Genomic DNA, 22518 nt, shown 5'->3' with positions numbered 1-22518 from the left:
ATTTATGGTTTTGGTGTATCCCTTATATGGGGATAATAGTATTTAGCGAATTGGATACATTGTATTCAATGCATATTTGCAAAAGCCTAACTTAATTTGATAATCCTCCATCTGGAGGTTGTTGAATTTCAGAATATATACGGATGAGGAACGGTTTACCAGGAAAAGAAAATTTGAAGTTTTTTGGTTCGCTGAAGAGTGTGGTGCTCTTTATCGGACTTTTTGTGTTTGGGGGGAATGCTGTTGGGCAGGATGCCACTATAGTTGTTTGTGGTTCTACAAGTATATCTAATATTGATCCGGCTGCTGTCCCTAATAGTGATAGAAATCCCGGGAATTGGATTTCTGTTCCTGCTGGTATTAATTTAGGCGATGCTACCGATTTTTCTACTTCTATTACAGCTAGTTCATATGGTTCATACCTATTAACATGGGAGTACCAGAATTCAGGCCAACCTACTTATGATATTGAAATTGTTTTTGCTGAAGCCCCGACCGATGTGGATTTTACCACTTCTTCCTCCTCTCCGGTCTGTTCAAATAGCACTGTAGATTTAGAAGTTGCGATCAATGATGGCGCAGGTAATTATAATGTTGTAATAGCTAAAGAAGGGTCTGATGTTTCAACTATTTTAGTTACAGCAGGTGGTGGCAGTGGTACCTATACTTCTGACCCCCTGACTTCAGATGCAACTTTTACTATATCAAGTATTGAACATGTTGATGGGACATGCACAGTTGATCCCGCAGATATACCTGGTGGGATTTCATTTACTGTTGAGCCAAATGCAGCTGTTCAAACCGTTACGGGAACAAGCGTTTGTTCATCAACCTTCTTGAATGATGTTGAACTTCAAAGTTCTGAAAATGGAGTTACCTATCATATGGTATATGATGATGGCACCAATCCTCCTTCAAATGTTCAGTCCTGGACAAGTGGGAGTGATGGACAATCCCACATTTTTGGAGCAGAAAATGCGGTAGGTGAGTACTATGTGATTGCTGATGGCTGCAGTGGCCCTGTTATGATGAGTGGGGGGCCGTTTTATGTGAGTTTGGCGCCCAATGATCAGGCAATGTCACCTACTGGAATTAATTGTCCCGGAACAAGTTATAGTGCTGCGAATTCAGAGGTTGATGTTGACTATTATTTGTTAAGGGATGGCACACGTACCGGCGCTGTTAAAACAAATACTTCTGGTGGGTTTTCTTTTAGTCTTACCAACCCGGGGGAATATACGGTGGAAGCAGAAAGAAACGGATGTGTAAGGACATTAACGGGTACATTGGAAATAGAACCAACACCTAACCAATATACATTAAGTGCCAATCAGACCTCTTATTGTGAAAATGTTTCTCCGACAGGTGTTGAGATGACTTTAAGCGATTCGGAGGCCGGGGTTAAATACCAGTTACAACAAGATGACGGCACTGGTTTTTCAAATGTTGGAATTCCTGTTGATGGCGATGGAAATCCCCTTGCACCTGCTACATGGACTAATCTTACAGAAGGAACTTTCCAGGTTATTGCTACTTCTTCAGCAGGCTGTACTGCCACCATGAGCGGAATACCAATGATTTCAGAAACCCCGCTTCCGGATGCTGATGTTTCACAATCTGCTGCAACGGAACGCTGTGCAGGTGCTTCCAATCCGGAGTTCCGGATTTTTGTGGATAACATCACAGGCCAACAGCCTTACAGTTTCGAAATCTATAATGTCACCACTAATACAGTGGTGGAAACGGTTAATAATTTATATTCTGACACTTATGAAGCTGTTGTAGATCCGGCCAACCCCGATACCTATACCTACCGGGTGCAGAATCTTCAAGATGGAGCTGCTTGCGGGACTGTGGCCAATGTGGGAGAAGTGTCTTTTACAGTTTTTCCACTGCCTACTATTACTTTTGAAAGTCCTACAGCTGGTTATAATGTTGCCTTTTCAGGAGGCAATGCCAGTATTGATATTTGTCTCGGTGTTACAGTTGATATTTCTGCTGTTGTAGATAATAATACCATTGTTCCTCCACCTTATGGATATAGCTGGAGTAATCCGGATGGAACATCTGCATCAGGAGAAACAATAGGTGTAAGCCATAATTCAACCGGTACTTTTACCTATACGGTTGAGGTAGCAGATGCTAATGGATGTTCCAGTGTAAGGGATATAGATGTTGTTGTTAATCCTTTACCGGATGCTTCCTTTACGCCTGCAGACGGGTCCGCTGTCTGTGAGAATGGCGGTTTGGTTGATTTGTTGCCAAGTGTCAATACCGGTGGTGATTTTTCAGGAGGTAATGTAGATAATACAAATAATACTTTTGACCCGGCTAATGCCGGGCCAGGGTGGCACAATATTACATATACTTATACGGCCCCAAGTGGATGCGCTAACTCAGAGGTTAATTCAATATATGTTAATTCACCTCCGCCAGTGTCTATTTCAGGCCTTAATTCTGATTATTGTGCCGATGCAGGAAGTGTAACCATATCAGGTTTTCCCAATAGTACAACAGGAAACCCCACCTGGGAAGTAGATGGTAGCTCTCCTGCATGGTTTGTTGATAATACTGATGGCACGGCTACTTTTGATGTGGGGCAGGCATTAACTACTTCAGGTGCTGATCAACACACTTTTATATATACCTATACAGATGCCTCTACCACATGTAGCGACACCATTGAAGGAACTACCAATTTTCATGATGACCTAAGTGACGATATTGACTTCTATTGGCGTGAAGCCGGCTCTGGCGATCCATGGAAATTGTTCCCAAGTCCGGAATTGGGATTGTGTGAAACAGCAAATGATATTGAGTTAAAAGCATTCTTTAGTCCTACGGGTGATCCGGTCGATACTTCAAATCCTGTAGATCATACCAACGGAGCAGGTAGCTTCTCAGGAAATGGCGTTACTGACGGGCCTGCTGCCGGGGAAGCTGTTTTTAGTCCTTCCACAGCTGGGAATGGAAATCACACGATTAATTATTCTTATACAGATAACAATACATGTAATGCATCAGTAGATTATACTGTTCAAATTGGAACCACTCTTCAGTTTCTTAATCTGGCCAGCACCTATTGTGTAGATGATAATACCACTTATACGGTTGAGGGCGAGCCGACTGATCCTACAATGACGGATGGTGGTACCTTAAAATTATACCGGGGCGAAACTTTGGCTACTTATGGCACAGCAACAGCAGATGTTACTGTCACCACCTCAGGCTCCAATCCGGAAATAGATTTTATTCCTTCCACTCTGGGGGCTGATGATTACGTATTCGAATATATCTATGATTACAATGGATGCCAAAATACCCTCGCTCAGGAAGTAGAAATCCCTGCCGAACTGGATGCTACTTTTGCTACCTCTTCCGGCGATACTGAGTATTGTATTAATGACGCACCCGTTACTTTTAGTCCAACTCAAGCGGGAGGGAGCTATTCAGGGAATGGTATTTCCGGAGATAGTTTTGATCCTTCTGTAGCCGGGCAGGGTGTTCATGATATTACTTACTCCATTAATACCGGTGGCTGTTATTCAGACGAAACCATACAGTTAACAGTTCACGATCCTTCTGTGGGTATTGCCCTTAGCCAGACTACGTTTTGTCAGAATGACCAAACGCTTTATCCCGTAGAGGCCACCAATTTGGTTTTGTCGGGTACTACTTATGCCGCAGATCCGGGATTTGAAACAGCTGACTATACTTTTTCTGCTCCTACAGCAAGTTTCTACCGATTAGACGGAAGCGGGGATCCTGATCCGGCTACTTATACAAATACATTTACGGTAAGTGATGGAGAGGCTGCCATTTATTTCGATCCGGGTGCGGCTCCCGTTGGTACTTTTGATATTTCATTAGTCTTTGATAATACAGCTTCTGGTTCTTGCGAGATTACCGAAACTTTAGAAGTTACTGTAAACGAAACACCTTCGGTTAACTTCGGGACTGCCGATCCTCTTGAGTACTGTCAGAACAGTACACCTGTTGTATTCGAAGGGCGTTATGCCGGTGGCGGTGCCACAGGTTCCGGTTATTTTATGATTGACGGTGATCCCAATGCACTTGGCATCAATAATGAAGTGGATGGTTCTGGCACCGGTAACAACGGTCGTGCCGAGTTTGACCCATCACAGGTAGCTGCATCGTCAGCAGAACAGATTACTTATGTTTATGAGAATGCCGGATGTACTTCTACGCGGACCAAAGATTTTGAGATAAAAGAGTCTCCTTCAATATATTCGGTTACCTCTAATCCAGCAGGTGGTATTTATTGCTTTGGTGGAGATGTTACCATTGGCATTAATTCTTCAGAGAATGGAGTTACTTATAGATTATTAAGAGACGGGGCCGATGCCGGACAAACAGTTGCCGGAGCTGCAGATGGCTCAGCTGTTGTGTTCCCAACTGATGTGACTGATGAAGGCACTTATACTGTACAGGCAGAGCTTCCATCTGCCGATCCTGCCTGCTATTCAATAATGAACGGCTCAGTCGAAGTTCGTGAAAATAAAGTAACGGCCACCATTGATGATGTGGTTGACGTCACTTGTAACGGTGCAAGTAATGGAGAAATTCATGTAACGGCCAGTAGTTTGGCGACGGACTTTGTTTATTCACTGCACGAATTTGACAGTGGTACAAGTGCTTATTCCGAAATAGCTACAAGCACCACCGGTTCCTTTACCGGCTTGAGTGCTTCAGATGATTCTAATCCTTACAGAGTTTATATCACAGATAGTTACGGCTGCCCCCTTTCAACACCTGCCTCCGGTTTTCTTGAAATTGATTTAGATGAACTTGTAGCTATATCAATGACCAGTAGTAACCAAACAGATGTTGATTGTTACGGAAACAACAATGGAGCTTTTACTATTAATGCCACGGGAGGACAATCAGGTGATTATGAATTTAGTATTGATGGAGGTACTACCTGGTTGACCAATGGTACTTCGCAATATATCTTTGGAAACCTATATTCCGGTACCTACAATGTACTGGTTCGAAATATTGGTAATCCCGCTTGTGTCCAGTCTCTTGTCACACCAGTTGAAATCGATCAACCGGATGGACCGGTAACTGTGGAAACAGCTACTATCACTGATGTTGATTGTGACGGTAATGGTGCAATAGAAGTCGAAGCTGAGCAATCAGGATATTCTGGCGACTTTGATTATGTTTTATACAGAGAGGCTTCTCCTGGTAACTGGGTGCAGGTAGATGATGATACTCAGCCGGATAATACCCCAGTCAATTTCTCCCTCTCTATTGGAGGAAATTATCGTATAGATATTTACGGGGAGAACAGTTGTTCAATGTCAGCATATTACAGTGTTGATGAACCTACCAGTGTTCCTGTCATTACATTGCAGGGAGTTACTGATGAATCTTCACCTGGTGCCGGAGACGGTAGTATCGAAATAGGCATTACTGGGGGAATGACTCCCTATACCATAAGCTGGACCGGAGTAGATGGTGGAGGAAATCCCATAGGCGGACTTGTTGATGGAGTCACTGTTCAGCCCAACTTATCAGCTGGAACATATACCGTTACAGTTGAGGATGACAATGGATGTACAGATGATCTGACTGCTGTAGTTGATGCCAATGTCGATTATGATATTGTTTACTCGACACAAGATCCGGGACCATGTTATGGTAGCGATAATGGAGAAATCAGTCTGACTGCTCAGGGTGGTGTGCTCCCCTATGCTTCAATTACATTGACTACCAGCAGTGGAGATGTTATCACACCTTCTTCATCCGGTGATACTTATGCCAATTACACAGGCCTGATCGCTGGTAATTATACCGCAACCGTAATTGATGACATTGGTGCTTCCATATCAGAAACTATAACTCTGGCAGAGAACCCTGAACTTATTATATCTAATTTTATAAATTCCTCCGAAGCAGCGTGTTATGGTGAAGATGGAGAAGTAACTTTTGTTGCTACAGGTGGGGTTCCTTTCCCCGGAGATGCTGGAGATCCAACAGTTCCGGATAATCCATATTACATTTATACCATTATTCCTGAATCGGGCAGTAATATTGAAATTCTTGCAGTTACAACTGATTGGCCAGACCCGGATCTTCCGGCAGGAAATTATGAACTTCAGGTTAGGGATGCAGTTAACTGTTCAGCTAATCAATTTTTTGAGGTCACTGAACCTGACGCACTTACCATCAATGTTGAGAATGTTGAACATGTAACCTGCAATGGCGGAAACAACGGAGAGATAACTATCTCTGTTAATGGCCGTCCCGCCGGAACCAACTTTGTTTACGACTGGGAATACTACGATGAATTAACTTCGGCTTGGGTTGCTTACACTTCCGTTACCGGAACAACCTCTAATACAATTAATACACTTGAAGCTGATCGCTACCGTGTTACTGTTACTGAAGATGGAACTACTTGTTCTTCTGATCCATCCGGTTCCATTGTTGTTGATCAACCAGATGTGGCCTTAAGTGTATCCTCCAATGTTAGCCATGTCACTACATGCTATGGAGATGACTCAGGAGAGGTACGTCTATCTGTAACTGGTGGCACCCCACCTTACATAATTAATTACGGCACAATGTCGGATTCGTGGGATGGGCTGAATGATTATACAGTTACCGGACTCTCAGCGGGTTCTTATACCTTTGAAATCCTGGATGACAATGGATGTTCATTCACTGTAAATGAGACCATTACTCAGCCAGCCTTGTTTGAGGTTACCAATGTGGTATCAGGCATTGCATGTGATGATCTGACTAGTGGATATGTAAACTTCAATGTATCAGGTGGATTGACTGTCTCCGGAGACAATGTTTATCATGTCAGACTTGTACGTCACGAAAATAACCAGGTTTATTATGACGGAGATATTACCAATCCGACAAATCCTGTAAGTACTAATAGTTTGCTTGCCGGACCAGATTATCTAATTGCCGGAACTTACACACTTCAGGTTTACGACGCCAACTCGAGTGATCCTTCGGCTTGTATGTTTGAGCAGGAATTTTCTTTGGAAAATATTAACATTCAGGCTACTGAAACCAATCCTACCTGCGCAGGTCAGGATAATGGTAGTATTGAACTTGACATAACCGGAGGTTCAGGCAACGTCTCTTACTCATGGACAGCTATTTCCGGTGGACCTGTTCCTGGAGCGCAAGCCAATAATGAAGATCTTAACAATATTCCCCCGGGGGAGTATCAGTTTGAACTGACTGATATAACTGAAGGTTGTACGGTAACAGAAAGTTATACCATTGAGTATGCCAATACTCTGAGTGTTACCACGGGTGTTACAGACGCCTCTTGTTTTGGTGCCAGTGATGGAAGTATTACCGCATACGGAACGGGTGGAGTTGAGCCATATGAGTATTACTGGGAAGATGCCGCTGGTAATCCAATTGTTAATAATCAAACAGTTAGCAATCTTGCTGCAGGAGATTATGTTGTTACAATCATCGATGCCAATGGTTGCGAAATTACCAGCGGAAATATTACCGTTTCCCAACCAACTGATTTTAATCTGGTTGTTAATGACCCTGCTGATGTTTCACATGTATCTTGTCATGGAGGCAGTGATGGTAGTTTTACCGTTACACCCAGTCGTGCCGGAATCTTTGAATACAGTATTGATGGTGGTGCCACGTGGCAGTCGAGCGAAACTTTTACCGGACTTGCAGCAGGTGGATATCAGGTGTCTATGCGTGACCGCGAAACAGCACAACCTTATTGTACCAAATACGATATTGAAAATGTGGTGATTACCCAACCAACTGGTTTGGTGGTTGATCTGGTTGAAATTACAGATGTTGATTGTAAAGGAAGCAGCACCGGTTCCATTGAAGTTGAAGTTCCTGCCGGTAGTGGTACAGCACCATATACCTATCAGTGGTACAGAGTGACCAGCAGTGGAAATGTTTTACTGACGGGGGAGACGGGCTTAATACTTAATAATGTTGAAGATAATGAGTATCAGGTTCAAGTTACTGATAATAATGGATGTCAGGTTTGGTCAGATGTTTATGAAGTTAATGAACCTGCATCGCTGCCCGCGATAACTGTTGAAGATGTTTCACATGTAAGTTCAGCAGGTGGCAACGACGGTAGTATCGAGATTAGTGTTACTGGTGGAACAGGTAGCTATAGTATTAACTGGGTGGATTCTTCAGGTAATAACGAAGGAACTGATGTTACCAGTATTGCAGGTCTTGATGCAGATCTGTACACGGTGACCGTTGAGGATGCCAACAATTGTTCTGTTGACAGAGACATTGCAGTTAATGACCCGGATGCTGCTCTGGACTTGACAGTTACCCGTCAGGTTAACCCGGGACCATGCTCCGGTGCTACCAATGGAGAAATTGAGTTAAACGCTACCGGAGGAGTTGGTCCCTACACCTTTACATTGACATTGCAACCTGATGTTGATATTTCAGCATCTTCCGTTTCAGGTGGGTTTGCCTATTACAACAACCTTGAAGCCGGGTATTATACAGCACAGGTAGTGGATGCCAACGGAGTTGTTTTTGTATATCCTACGGATATTCAACTGACCGTTCCTGACCCTGTGGTTGTTATAGTGGATAATACAGCAGATGAAAGTTGTTCTTATAATGATGATGGTGAAGTTACCTTTACCATTAATGGCGGCAGTGGAAATTACGATTATACCATTTATTCAAATACAACAGGAACGGTTCGTTCTAACACAGCAACAGCAGGAACTTCTGTAACAGAGAGTGGTTTATTTGCCGATGAGTATGAAATTGTTGTTGCCGATGATAATTTCTGTAGTGATGCTGCCACTTTTACCATTACTCAGCCCAACGTACTAGGTGTTGATGTCACCGATTTGCAGGATGTTAGTTGCAATAATGGTAGTGATGGTGCTATCACAGTTGAGGTAACTGGTCGTCCTGGTGGAACTGATTACACCTACACCTGGCAGGAACCTGATGGTGCAGGCGGATGGCAGGATATTGTTGGAGCTCCTGATTCACGTACCTATAGTGGTATCTCATCAGGCAGTTATCGGGTAATTGCTGAAGAGACTATTTCCACATGTACAGTAATCTCCGATGAAATTATTGTTGACGAACCAGGTTCTGTGATCCTTGCTCAGGAGCAAGTTACCCCAATTACTACCTGCTATGGTGACGACTCTGGTAGTGTTCGTCTTTCTGTATCAGGGGGAACTTCACCTTATACTATTAGATACGGAACGGTAGAGGAATCATGGGATGGTGCCGGGGATTATACAGCCACAGGTCTGACCGCCGGACTGTACGACTTTGAAGTGTTTGATGCCAATGGATGTAGCGATGTTATTCAGGATGTTCAAATTACAGAACCTGATCCGTTGCAGGTAACCAATATAGAATATGGCATATTGTGTGATCAGACCACCAGTGGCTGGTTGAATTTTGATGTTTCTGGTGGACTGGACAATGGAGGATATGCTTACAATGTAAAGGTAGTTCGGCAGGAAAGTAACCAGGAATATTATAATGATGTGGTTTCAAACGGAACCATAAATCTTCCCGATGGAACAGCCACTTCATTAGACCTTATTGAAGGCACGTACACGCTTGAGGTGTACGATTCCAATTCTTCTGATCCTTCAAACTGCATTTTTGTTCAGGAATTTACATTAGAGAATATTACCATTGATGCTGATATTGTTCATCCTACTTGTTCAGGCATTAACGATGGAAGTATTGATGTGAGCGTGAGTGGTGGTTCCGGTAATTACAGCTATTCATGGAGTTACAGCGAGGATGGAACCTATTCTGAAATTACACAAGATATTTCAGGTCTTAGCTTTGGCACTTATACACTTACCTTGTCACAGTTGGATGATCTTGGAAATGTAGAATGTACGATTGTTGAGCCATTCGATCTTGCTTATGAGCACACCCTTTCTGTAGATACCACTGTAACCGATGTCAGTTGTTACGATGGTAACGACGGTAGCATTACTGCCTATGCTGATGGGGGAGTGGCTCCTTATATCTATCAGTGGATGGATGATGCCGGTAATCCCATTGTTAATACTCAGACTGTCAGTGGTCTGGAATCCGGTTCTTATCAGGTACGTGTGATCGATGATAATGGATGTGAGATCTTATTAAGCGGAATCGTCGTAGATCAACCCGATAATTTTAGTTTGTCCGCTGATGCAGCTGATATTACAATAAATAATGTTTCCTGCTATGGCGCTGCAGATGGTAGCTTTACCGTTACGGCGCTTCTGAATCCCGGTGAAGCAGGAGAAGTGGTGAATCCGGTCAATAGTAATTTTGAGTACAGCATTGACGGTGGTACAACCTGGCAATCAAGCAGAACCTTTACGGGGTTATCGGTTGGTGGTTATCAGGTGTCTATGCGCGACCTGGATACCCAGGCCCCTTACTGTACCAAATACGATATTATAAATGTTGAAATCACTCAACCATCTACTCCATTGATCGTTGATTCATATGATATTACCGATGTTCAATGTAAGGGAGAGACAACAGGAGAGATCTCAGTTACTGTTGACGGCGGTACACCTGATGGTTCAGGGAACTACACCTATCAATGGTACAGTGTGACCAGCAGCGGTAATATTCTTCTCTCAGGAGAAACATCGTCTACATTGTCAGGCCTTGAAGATGGGGAGTACCGTTTGCTGATTACCGATGATAATAATTGTCTGTTATGGTCAGATATATATGAAGTTACTGAACCGTCCACGTCTCCGGCCATTACGGTTGAAAATGTTTCAAACGTAAGTTCCGAAGGAGGAAGTGATGGTAGTATAGATATTAGCATTAATGGTGGTACACCCGGTTATAATATTTTATGGACAGGTGTGGATGATGACGGAAATGCCATTGCCGGGCTTCCATCAAATCAGACCAATCTTCAGAATTTAGTGGCTGGTACATATACTGTAGAGATTCTGGATGCTAATAACTGCGACGTAGAAAGGGATATTACTGTCACAGATCCGGATGTAACACTGGATCTCTCACTCACCGAATTAAGTAACGCAGGACCATGCTCTGGTGCTGCCAATGGTGAGATTGAAGTCAACGCTACGGGCGGAGTGGCTCCATATACCTTCTCACTAATTCGTCAACCGGCTACAGCAGTTACACCTTCATCAGTCTCAGGTGGTTTTGCTTATTACAATAATCTGGAAGCAGGTTATTACAATGCAGAGGTTGTCGATGCTAATGGCGTCCGTGATACGCTTGTCAATATTCAAGTAAGGGTTCCCGATCCCATTGTTATAGATATTACCAATGTTCAGGACCTTAGCTGTTTTGAAGAAGGCAACGGTCAGTTCACATTCAGTGCCACAGGTGGTAATCTGGGTGATCTTGATAACCTTGATGATGGTGGAGATTATACTTATACGGTTAATTCTGAGAACGGAGGTACAGTATCAGGTTCCTTTGCTCATAACGGAAATGTCTTGCTCGATAATCTGGATGCAGATAATTATGAGGTAAGGGTTTATGATGCCACAGGAGTCTGTTATGAAATACAGACTGTAACGCTTAACGAACCGGATGCTATTACATTTGACGTGAGTGCCGTAGACCTTTCCTGCAATGGAAGCAATGATGGAGCGATCACTGTAACTAATGTACAGGGTAGCTGGAGTAATGGTTATACCTACAATTGGTATATCTACAACGAGGTTACTTCTTCCTGGGATGACTATGCTCTTGATGATGGTGCCGCCATCAGTGGGTTACCTGCAGATACTTTCCGGGTAGTTGTAACAGGAAATTTTGCAGGTTGTACAGGAACTTCATCAGACATTATTGTTGGTGAACCTGATGAGCTTCATTTAATTTTGGATGAGCAGCAGGATATTACAACTTGTTATGGTGATAATACCGGAGAGGTAACTCTGCGTGTTGAAGGAGGAACAGCCAATTATGACCTGACAGGAAGTGCTACCTATCTTAATTGGAATGGAGCAGACACTTATGTTGCTGATGAGTTGTATGCAGGTACCAATATATTTAGTGTTGAAGATGCTAATGGATGTACAGCTAGTGTTTCAGCAGATATACTTGAACCAGAGCAATTGGTAGTTAGTAATCTTGATTCTCAAATTGAATGTGAACCTACCGATGGTGGAGAATTGGATGTTGAGGTTTCAGGTGGACTTATTAACTCAGCAGGCAATTACTCTTATCGTGTTGAGTTGATCAATCAGAATAATGGCAATATTATAATTCAAAACGATGATTTTGCTTCTACAGCAACTGCTCCTCATAGCATAAGTGTGACAGGTATTCCTGCCGGGGATTATGATGTGAGTGTTCTTGATGCCAATTCCTCTGATCCTTCAGCTTGTATTTATACCAATGTTATCAGTCTGTCTTATATTGAGGTTCAGGGTGAGGTTACCCATGCCACTTGTGCCGGATCTACTGATGGAGGTATTGATATTACCATATCAGGTGGTTCTGGTAATTATAGCTACAGTTGGTCCGACGACGGTGGTACAACAACGATAGCCACAACCCGTGACTTAAGCGGCCGGGGAGAAGGCACATATACACTGACCCTCACAGATCTGAACAGGGGAAGTTGTACAGTAGTTGAGGACTACACCATTGAGAACGGTAAATCATTGGAATTTGATGCCTCCGTATGGGCGGTGAGCTGTAATGGAGGAAACAATGGTGCCATCATAGTGGATGAAGTGATCAATGCCCAACCAACGATTACTTACTTTTTGGATGGTATTGCTGATCCTGACAATGATGGACAATGGACAGGACTGACAGCTGGCAATTATGAAGTTACAGTCATTGATGGTGAAGGTTGTGAAATCACACAAATATTTAGTGTTACCCAGCCAAATGCCATTGATTTTTCACTTACCAGCACGCTTGATTGTTCGGTAGATTATGATCGAACCATCGTTTTATCAGGTCTTAGTGGAGGTAATGGATCTTATACCTACTCATGGAGTGGCCCTGGGACCTTTACAGAAGTTTCTGATACAGAGATTTCTGATATCACTGTTGGAGGTTCTTACCGGGTGAAAGTGACCGATTATAAAAACTGCTCACTGACCAAAACCATTGAGGTGGCCGGACAACCAATACTATCGGCTGATGTTACCCCGGTACAGTGTAATGAAGGAACCAATGGCGTAATTGATTTGACCGTTTCCGGAGGAAGCGATGATTATTCTTACTTATGGAACGATGCAGCTTCTTCTACCACTCAGGACCTGACAGGTAAAGAAGCAGGAACCTATGAAGTTGTGGTAACTGACAATTCTCAAACCTGTGCCACGACTAGTAATCCATACACCTCTTCATTAGAAGTAGAAATAACAGAACCTGATCCGTTTATTGTTGACAGTTACGTTGTAAATGTGACTTGCGGAGGCGAGGAGCCTGATGGAGAAATTAATATTTCTTCAATCACAGGAGGATCGGGAAGCTATACATTAACCTGGGATGCTTCACCTAATATTACTCCTGGTGACTGGCATCAAACAGGTCTTCCTGAAGGGGAATATGCTGTAGTTATTGCAGATGCTGACGGATGTAGCATTACAAGAATATTTACAGTAGAAGAGCCGGATCCATTAGATTTCACTCTGGATGTTGATGCAACCAATTGTATTCAGGAAAATTCTATTGAGATTACTTCGCCTACAGGAGGAACAGGTAATTTTGAGTATGTATGGGCTGGACCAGGAGTAGATACTTCCAATCCAACAATAACTACTCAGAGTAATTTGCCTGGTGGAGAGTATACCATAACTATGGTAGATGTAGGTAATTCTCATAACTGTAACGTAAGCAAATCTGTAACACTTAGCGAATTACTTGAAGTTACCTACACATCTCAACCCGAGACTTGTCCCGGAGCCAACAATGGTCTTATTGACCTAACTGTCTCCGGTGGCGTAGCTCCATTCACCTACAATTGGACAACGACCGACGGCAGCGGCCTGGTCGCTACCGATCAGGATCAAAGCGGTTTGTCAGCAGGTACTTATGAAGTAACGGTGACGGACAGTAATCCTGAAGGACCATGTACCGTTACTATTTCCAACATAGAAGTGGCTGAAGCAAATGCCATCACGGTTGTCAACAGCATTACACATGTTCGTTGTCTGGATGGTTCTAACGGTGCTGTCAATATTGATGTGACAGGTGGTTCCGGTGCTTACAACTACAGTTGGTCAGGACCAGGTGGTTTTACTTCATCCGATGAGGATATTTCCGGTTTGGAGGCTGGTAGCTATACCGTTGTGGTAACTGATGTGATTTCCGGGACAACTTGTTCTGTAACCGAGACCTACAATGTAACCGAACCTGCCGACTTTATTGAGGTAACCGGCGTTGATGTTACGGAAGTGCTTTGTCATGGTGAAGCTACCGGAGAAATTGATATTACAGTTTCGGGCGGAACTGCACCTTATGAATTCCAGTGGGTTGGCCCGGGAACCATTACTGATCCAACAGCTGAGGATCTTTCTGGTATACGTTCCGGCAATTACAATGTGTTTATTACCGATGCCAATGGATGTGTACTCGACTATGAAGCAGTTTACGGAGATTTCATTAACGTTCCACAACCCGATGAAGCATTAGATGCCTATACGGTTAATGTGGAAGATGTAACCATTAATGGTGAGTCTACCGGTTCCATTGAAATAGAAGTGACAGGTGGTACCGGATCTTATACAATTGAATGGAAGCAAGATGGAGCTGCTTATCCTGATGGCAATGATCTGGAATATATAGATAATCTTCCTTCAGGAACGTATAGTGTTACCATTACTGATGAGAATAATTGTACCACGGAGATTAATAGTATAGTTGTTCGTCAGCCCGGTGAATCACTGAATCTGATAATCAGCAAGCGCCATGTGGGTGCCTGCAGTGGCAGCGATAACGGTGTTATTTCTGTCGACATGACTGGTGGTACTTTGCCTTATCAATCCATTACCTTGTTCAATGGAGGTCAGGTTGATCAGGTAACCAATGATAACGGAGCTGTGTTTAGAGATCTTCCTGCAGGAGATTACGAGGTGGTAGGAATTGATGCCAATGGTGTGGATATAAGGTCTGAAGTTAGAATTCTACAGCCGACACCTCTGGTCTTGAATGCAGACGTAACGACTCATGTTGAATGTTACAGCAGCGAGACTGGTGTGATTACTGTTTCGGTGGATGGCGGAATTGCTCACTCTACCAACAATGATTACAGAGTTTCTCTCAGTGGAGGCCCGTCAGGAACAGCAGCTGTTCAGAATCCTGCTGCTTCAACAGATATTACTTTCACCAACTTGCCAGCCGGCACCTACACCGTAAGGGTGATTGACGACAGTAATGTCAATGAGGTGGATGGTTCTGACGATACCTGGTCAGCAGGTTATGGTGACAGTAACTTTAATATCAACAGCGATTGTTATATTGAAACCCAGGTTACTGTAGAACAGCCTGAAGCTGAATTAACACTCAGTACTGTTACCGGAAGTGAAGAAATATGTGAAGGTGTATTGCCAACTCTTCAGTTAATTACTGCCAATTGGGATTTTGCTGCCGATGGTAATCTTGAAGTGGCACTAAGTGATGGTGAAACCTATACTGTTGATGCTTCTCCATTCCAGTTTGAGCCTACTAATGTTCCGGTTGAAGGTATTACTCAATACAATATTTTAACAGTTGAGAATGCTGCCGGATGTTCTAAGGGAACAGGCAGTGGTACGGCTATTGTTGAAGTTCATCCATTGCCTACAGCCACTATTTTCGGAGATGCCGAAATGTGTTTGGGTGAGGCCAGAGATGTTGGTATTGAACTTACCGGAAGCGGACCATGGAATGTAGCCATTTCTGATGGTACTAATACGTGGAACGAAACCTTTACCGGTACCTTCAACTTGTTTGAGGTCACGCCTAATGCAGACGCTACTTATGAAATACTGAGTGTTTCTGATTCGTATTGTAGTAATTCTCCCGGTATTGGCAGCGCAACAGTAACTGTTAATGAATTACCGGAAGTTACTATATCGGGCAGTGCCGAGATTTGTGAAGGAGCTTATACCAACCTTAAATTTGAACTGACAGCCGGAACGGCACCATATGAAGTGACTTACCAAGCGGTTACAAGTTCTGGTACAACAGAACACACCGTTGGCCCGATCACTACTGCCAGTTACGACCTTGCTGTTTCTCCTGATGAAACTACAGACTATCGTTTGGTAAGCGTTGTAGATGCCAATGGATGTGAGCAGTCTGTGACCGGAGAGGTGACCGTAACCGTAAGAGAATTGGCCGGTAGTGTAACCGGAATTACCGGCAGTGACATTATTTGCCAGGGAAGCACACAGACCTATTCTATCGATCCTGTAAACAATGCAACAGGGTATGTATGGGAACTTCCTGCCGGTGCCGGAACAATCGTTTCAGGGCAGGGAACCACTTCTATAGAAGTTGATTATGCCATAGATGCCCCTGAAACCGCTAACTTATCGGTATATGCCTATAATGATTGTGGTGATGGACCAAACTATGTTCTCCAGATTAATATTGATCAATTGCCGCAAACCATTGGTGCCATTGATGGTGATCCGGATCTTTGTCAAGGCGCTGCAGGAGTAAGATACTCTGTTCCTCAGGTAAACGATGCGGCGGTCTATAACTGGACTGTTCCAGCAGGATTTACCATTGTTGACGGTCAGGGATCTTCAACCATTGAAGTGGATGTTGATCCTGCCATAAATACCACCATTGGAGATATTACCGTAACACCCGAAAACAGTTGTGGTGTTTCTACCAGTAGTTCAAGTCTGGAGGTAGAGGTGCATCCTTTACCGGATGCCGATGCCGGAAGTGATCAGCAATTGTGTGGAACCAGTACTACGCTGGCTGCAGTTGATCCGTCTGCCGTGAATGCCAACTGGAGCGGGCAGTGGGAAATCATTTCGGGATATGCGACTATCGCATCAGCTAATGATCCTTCCTCCGCGTTGAATGATATCAGTCGGGGAGATGTGGTGTTGGTATGGACTGTCACTAATACATCAACCGGCTTGGGTTGTAGTGTTTCTGATACAGTCATGGTTCGCAATAATCAATTATCTGTTCAGGCCGATGCTGAGGAAACCCTCTCATGTGACAGCAATACTGATCTTTACGGTACCATAATTCCATCCTATCCAAATACAAGCGGACGATGGACTGTTGAATCGGGAAGTGGAAGTTTTGATGATGCCAATGCAGCCGGAACCACTGTTTACGATTTGGGTCCGGGATCCAATACTTTACGCTGGACATTGACGCAGAATACCTGTGAAAGCTATGCAGAAGTGGTAGTGGTTAATGATCAACCCGATCAGGCACATATTGATCAGCAGGATACCATTGATATTTGCGACACACAAACCATATTGACGGCGAATGATCCTGTTCAGGGAACCGGAACATGGTCAGTTGAGAAAGGAAGAGCTACCATTACGGCCACCAATGCAGCCGGCAACGAAATTGAAGTTACCAATCTTGCCAAAGGAGAAAACATTATCCGTTGGACCATTTCTAAAAATGGAAACTGCTCCAATTATGATCAGGTGGTGATTCGTAACAATCAGCTGGAAGTGGAAGCAGGTGATCCTTACACAACGTGTCAGGATGTTATCCAGATTGAAGGAACAGAGCCACCTGAAGGCTCAACCGGTCAGTGGAGTGCTTATGGTGCTGCTGCAGGACAGGTTTCCTTCTCGGATGGAACCGCTCATCAGACAGTGGTTAGCGGACTGGTTTACGGTGAAAACGACTTGAGATGGACACTTTACAAAAATGGATGTGAAAGCTCCGATTCTGTCACCATAACCAGTCATACACCTACTGTTGCCACAGTTGGAAGTGAACAAACAATTTGTAATACAGATACCATTCTTACAGGAAATGATCCTGCCGGTTATGAAACCGGTCGCTGGACCATTGTTCAGGGAAGTGGTGATTTTACAGATGCCAATGATCCCCAAACCAGAATTTCCAATGTTGGGTTTGGTGAAAACATTTACAGATGGACCATTTTTAATGGCAATTGCTCTTCTTCCGCTGATTTGACTGTGTTTAATCAGCAAGTAGAGGCGTTTGCCGGAAAAGATACAGTTTCCTGTAACCGTTATGTGAAACTAAATGCTGAACCTGTACCTGATGGATATACCGGTCTTTGGACCATAGAGTCAGGTTCCGGTGGAGCTGTTTTTGATGGCTCGCAGAATAATCCTAAAGTAGGCGTTCAGTTGGCCTTTGGAGAAAATCTTCTTCGATGGAATGTGATTCATGACCAATCAGGATGTTCTTCATCTGATGTGGTGAGTGTAATGGTTAACGCCATAGAGACAGTTGAAGCCGGTGGAGATCAGATTATTAACGACGGTAGCGGTGAGGCCACAATGCAGGCTGTATTACCAAACAGAGCATCAGGTGAATGGAGCATTGTATCAGGAGGTGGAACCATTGTGGAACCCAATAATCCAGGAACGCTCATCGAAAACTTAAGTCGCGGACCAAATGTGTTCCGATGGACTGTCACTATTGGCAACTGTATTGCTTATGATGAGGTTCAGATTACCAATGGTGATGTTATCCAGGCAGATACCGGACCGGATATTTTTACCTGTTCTCCGGAAGCAACGATGCATGCCAACGATCCGGATAATGCTATAGGACGATGGACACTTGGTAGCTATGGTTCAGGTAAGTTTCAAAACGACAGAGATCCGGAAACTTTAGTTTACGATCTTGGTCCGGGAGAAAATGAGTTTGTTTGGACCATTTCTTATGGACAGGGAACGACCTATTCTTCCGATACAATTATTGTGACCAATAATCAGCCCGACAGAGCAAGAGCTGGTTTGGACAGATTTACGTGTAATAACACCGACACGCTTAAGGGTAATACGCCTGATGTTAATATGGGAACTGTAACATGGAGTATTATTTCCGGAAGTGGTCAGATTGAATACACCGATCATCCGGAAACTGCAGTAACGGGATTGTCTCAAGGAGACAACACTTTTGTTTATACCATTCAGAAAGGATCGGGTAACAATGTTTGTTTCTCTTCTGATACTGTCATTGTCACCAATGGTTTGGCAACACCTGCAGAGGCCGGTGAAGATCAAACATTATGTACCGATAGCGTGGAATTGACACCTAATATACCTAACCACGGAATTGGAGAATGGCGTATTTACGAAGGAGCTGCAGAATTTGAAGGTAATATGGCCCGCAATATTGCCAGGGGAACCAACCGCTTCCTTTGGGTGATTACTACAGAATATTGTACTTCTGTGGATACGGTAACGATTGTTAATAATGAACCATCGGTGCCTAACGCAGGTCGTGATATTCCTGTCTGTAAGGACAGTGTTACGCTTTCCGGTAGTCTGGATATTTATCATACCGGAGAATGGTCTTTGATTTCGGGATCAGGAGACTTGGAGTCTCCGGGTGAACCTGATACAAAGGTTACTAATCTGGGCCCCGGCAATAACCGTTTCAGATGGACCATTACCAACGGGCATTGTTCCGATTTTGATGATGTGGTAATTCGCAATGATTTTAAAGAGGCCATTATTCGCTATGATGCTACTACACCTCTTTGTGTGGATACAACTGTACTGGAAGCCAATAATCCATTGCCAGGAATTGGTACCTGGGGAGTTGTTGGCGGTGGCGGATCGGCTGAATTTGATGATCCGGAAGATCCTAATACCACTGTGCGAGGATTGGAACAAGGGGAAAATATACTGACATGGACCATCACTAATAATCAATGTGTTGATGTGGATTACGTGACAGTGATTAATAATACTCCGTCTCAATCCGATGCAGGAGGAAATGTGGCTACTTGTGACAATTATGTCTACCTGGCGGCTAATGATCCTGAGGTTGGAAACGGACAATGGACAGTAAGAAATGGTAGTGGAAACTTCTCATCATTGTCCAATCCTTCTGCAAGAGTTGATTCTCTTCAATTTGGCTCAAATGTCTTCAGATGGACCATTGAAAATGAAGGGTGTCGTTCAATTGATGATGTACAAATAGAGTACAATAGTGTGCCGGCTTCTGCTGGTTACGACCGCACCATTTGTTCAGATACTGAAGTGCTTCAGGGTAATAATCCGTCGCCGGGTACCGGTACATGGAGTGTTGCCGGAGGTACCAGTCAGGCCACATTCGATGATCTTAATAATCCTAACACTACGGTACGAAATCTCCGTAAAGGGGTGAATCGACTGAGGTGGACTATAAACTACAGAGGATGTCAGACTTTCGAAGAAGTGTCCATTACCAATGGTTCTCCAAGTACTTCATATGCAGGAAATACTCAGCGCTTATGTGCTGATGAAACAACGCTGGATGCACTGGAACCTGAAATCGGAACTGGACGTTGGGAAGTAATTGCAGGTTCTGCTACCTTTACTTCTGCGGATATGAATAATCCTAAGGCGGCTGTTAGTCAGCTTGCAAAAGGAGATAACGTTCTTCGCTGGATTGTTGAAAATGATATTTGCCGCAGCGAGGATGATGTTTTGATTGTTAATAACCTGCCATCAACACCGTTTGCAGGCAGCGACCTTGAAGTTTGTCAACCCGATCATGACCTGATGGCGGCTACGCCTGAATATGGAGATGGGTACTGGTCAATTCTCGAAGGTGGTGGAAATATTTCTGATGTGACCGATCCTAGAGCTCATATTCGTAACTTAAGTTACGGGACCACCCGTTTGAAGTGGACCGTAACCAAAGGACAATGTACCCTTTCTGATGAAATTATCATTGAAAACAATACAGCCACTCAGGCAAATGCGGGACCGGATGTAGCGGATTGTAAGGATTGGGCTCAGTTGGATGCTAATCCTGCTCTGCGTGGAACAGGCGAGTGGTCAATTGTTTCCGGACGAGGTTCATTTGTCAATCCTGCCGATGAGGCTACTACCATTGAAGAACTTGGCTTTGGAGAGAATGTTTTGATGTGGGAAATATGGAATGGAGATAAGTGTTTTACTCGTGATACTGTTACCATTTTTAATAAAGTACCGGAACAGAGCGATGCCGGAAATGATAAGGTTATTTGTGAAAACTATACCACACTTAATGCCAATAATCCGCCCGAGGAAGCCCTGGGTACATGGACTGTTGTAAGTGGGGCCGGTGAGTTTGATAACCCCGGTTCATACAGCTCGATTGTTCGTGATATTGGTTTTGGCGATAACGTTTACAAATGGACCATTTCTTATGGCGATTGTGTGACCGAAAGTACGGTTAATGTTAAGAGCAATAAGACCGATGCCTATGCCGGGGAAGACCTGGTGGTTTACGATCCTGAAGCCATGTTGAATGCAAACAATGTTGGAGATTTGGATGCCGGTTGGAGCATCGTTGGCGGAACAGGAGAATTTGAAGACCCCAATTTCTTTAACACTTTGGTCAGCGGACTTAGTGAAGGGATAAATACTTACAGATGGAGTATTGTTGTAGAAGGTTGTAGCTCATTTGATGATGTAACTGTAGAGTACCGTCCTGTTCCTGATGCCGGATTTGTTACTGATGGTGATGAAGGTTGCTGGCCATTGACAGTGAGCTTTACAAATTATTCAGTTGGTGTTCAGGACAGGGATTATCATTGGGACTTTGGTGATGGCAATACCTCGGGTGATCAAAATCCTGTCCATACCTTTGAAAATGCCGGTGATTTCTCTGTCATGCTGACCGTGCCGGGACCGGATGGTATTGAAGGTCATTATCAGAAGATCATTCGTGTTCATGAACACCCGGAGGCAGCCTTTGACGTTACGCCAACTGAGGTATATGTACCTGGAGATGAAGTGAGGTTCTTTGATTTGTCTGTAGGCTCCGAGGAGTACGAATGGCATTTTGGAGATGGAAATATGTCAACTGAAGCACATCCTGTTCATGAATATTCCGAAAGTGGTGTCTATGATGTGATGCTGCATGTAACCAATGAATTTGGATGTACCGACAGTGCGACCATTGAAGGGGCTGTAACAGCCATTTCAAAAGGGTTTATAAAATTCCCTAATGCCTTTAAGCCAAGGCCTGATGGTGGTGTTTCTAACCGTCCAAGTGAAACCAATAACATATTCAAACCCGTATACAGGGATGTAGATACTTACCACTTACAAATCTATAATCGATGGGGGCAGTTGATTTATGAATCTAACGATATAGAAGAAGGTTGGAATGGTTTCTATAAAGGACAGTTAGTGCCTCAGGCTGTATATGTATGGAAAGTTAATGGTACTTTTGTTAACGGTACCGAGTTCCGTGAAACAGGAAGCGTGTTATTAGTTAGATAATACAAAAGATTGGTGGGGGAATCACCTGAAAAGCTTTTTTGATTAACTTTTGACGGTTTAATCCGTAGTAAGGTTAAAGGAAGTGCTTTTTAGGTGATGCCCGGCCTTTTTTAATTGGTCTTAAAAGAAAAGA

The 22518-nt window shown here is 43.7% G+C and carries 1 protein-coding gene; it reads left to right on the top strand.

Annotated features, from left to right (window positions below; genetic code table 11):
• Positions 1-143: 143 nt before the first annotated feature.
• Entirely contained in the window at positions 144-22385 is a 22242-nt protein-coding gene (locus DDZ16_RS08650; RefSeq protein WP_109264049.1) for a PKD domain-containing protein, read from the top strand.
• The last annotated feature ends 133 nt before the right edge of the window (positions 22386-22518 follow it).

This window comes from Marinilabilia rubra (assembly GCF_003121985.1).
GTDB classification, from domain to species: domain Bacteria; phylum Bacteroidota; class Bacteroidia; order Bacteroidales; family Marinilabiliaceae; genus Marinilabilia; species Marinilabilia rubra.
Note: the sequence above shows the minus strand (reverse complement) of the source record. Positions and strands in the feature narration are given on the sequence as shown.

Excerpts from the sequence above, each read along its gene's own strand:
- DDZ16_RS08650 (WP_109264049.1), top strand. The coding sequence starts at position 144 with ATGAGGAACGGTTTACCAGGAAAAGAAAATTTGAAGTTTTTTGGTTCG.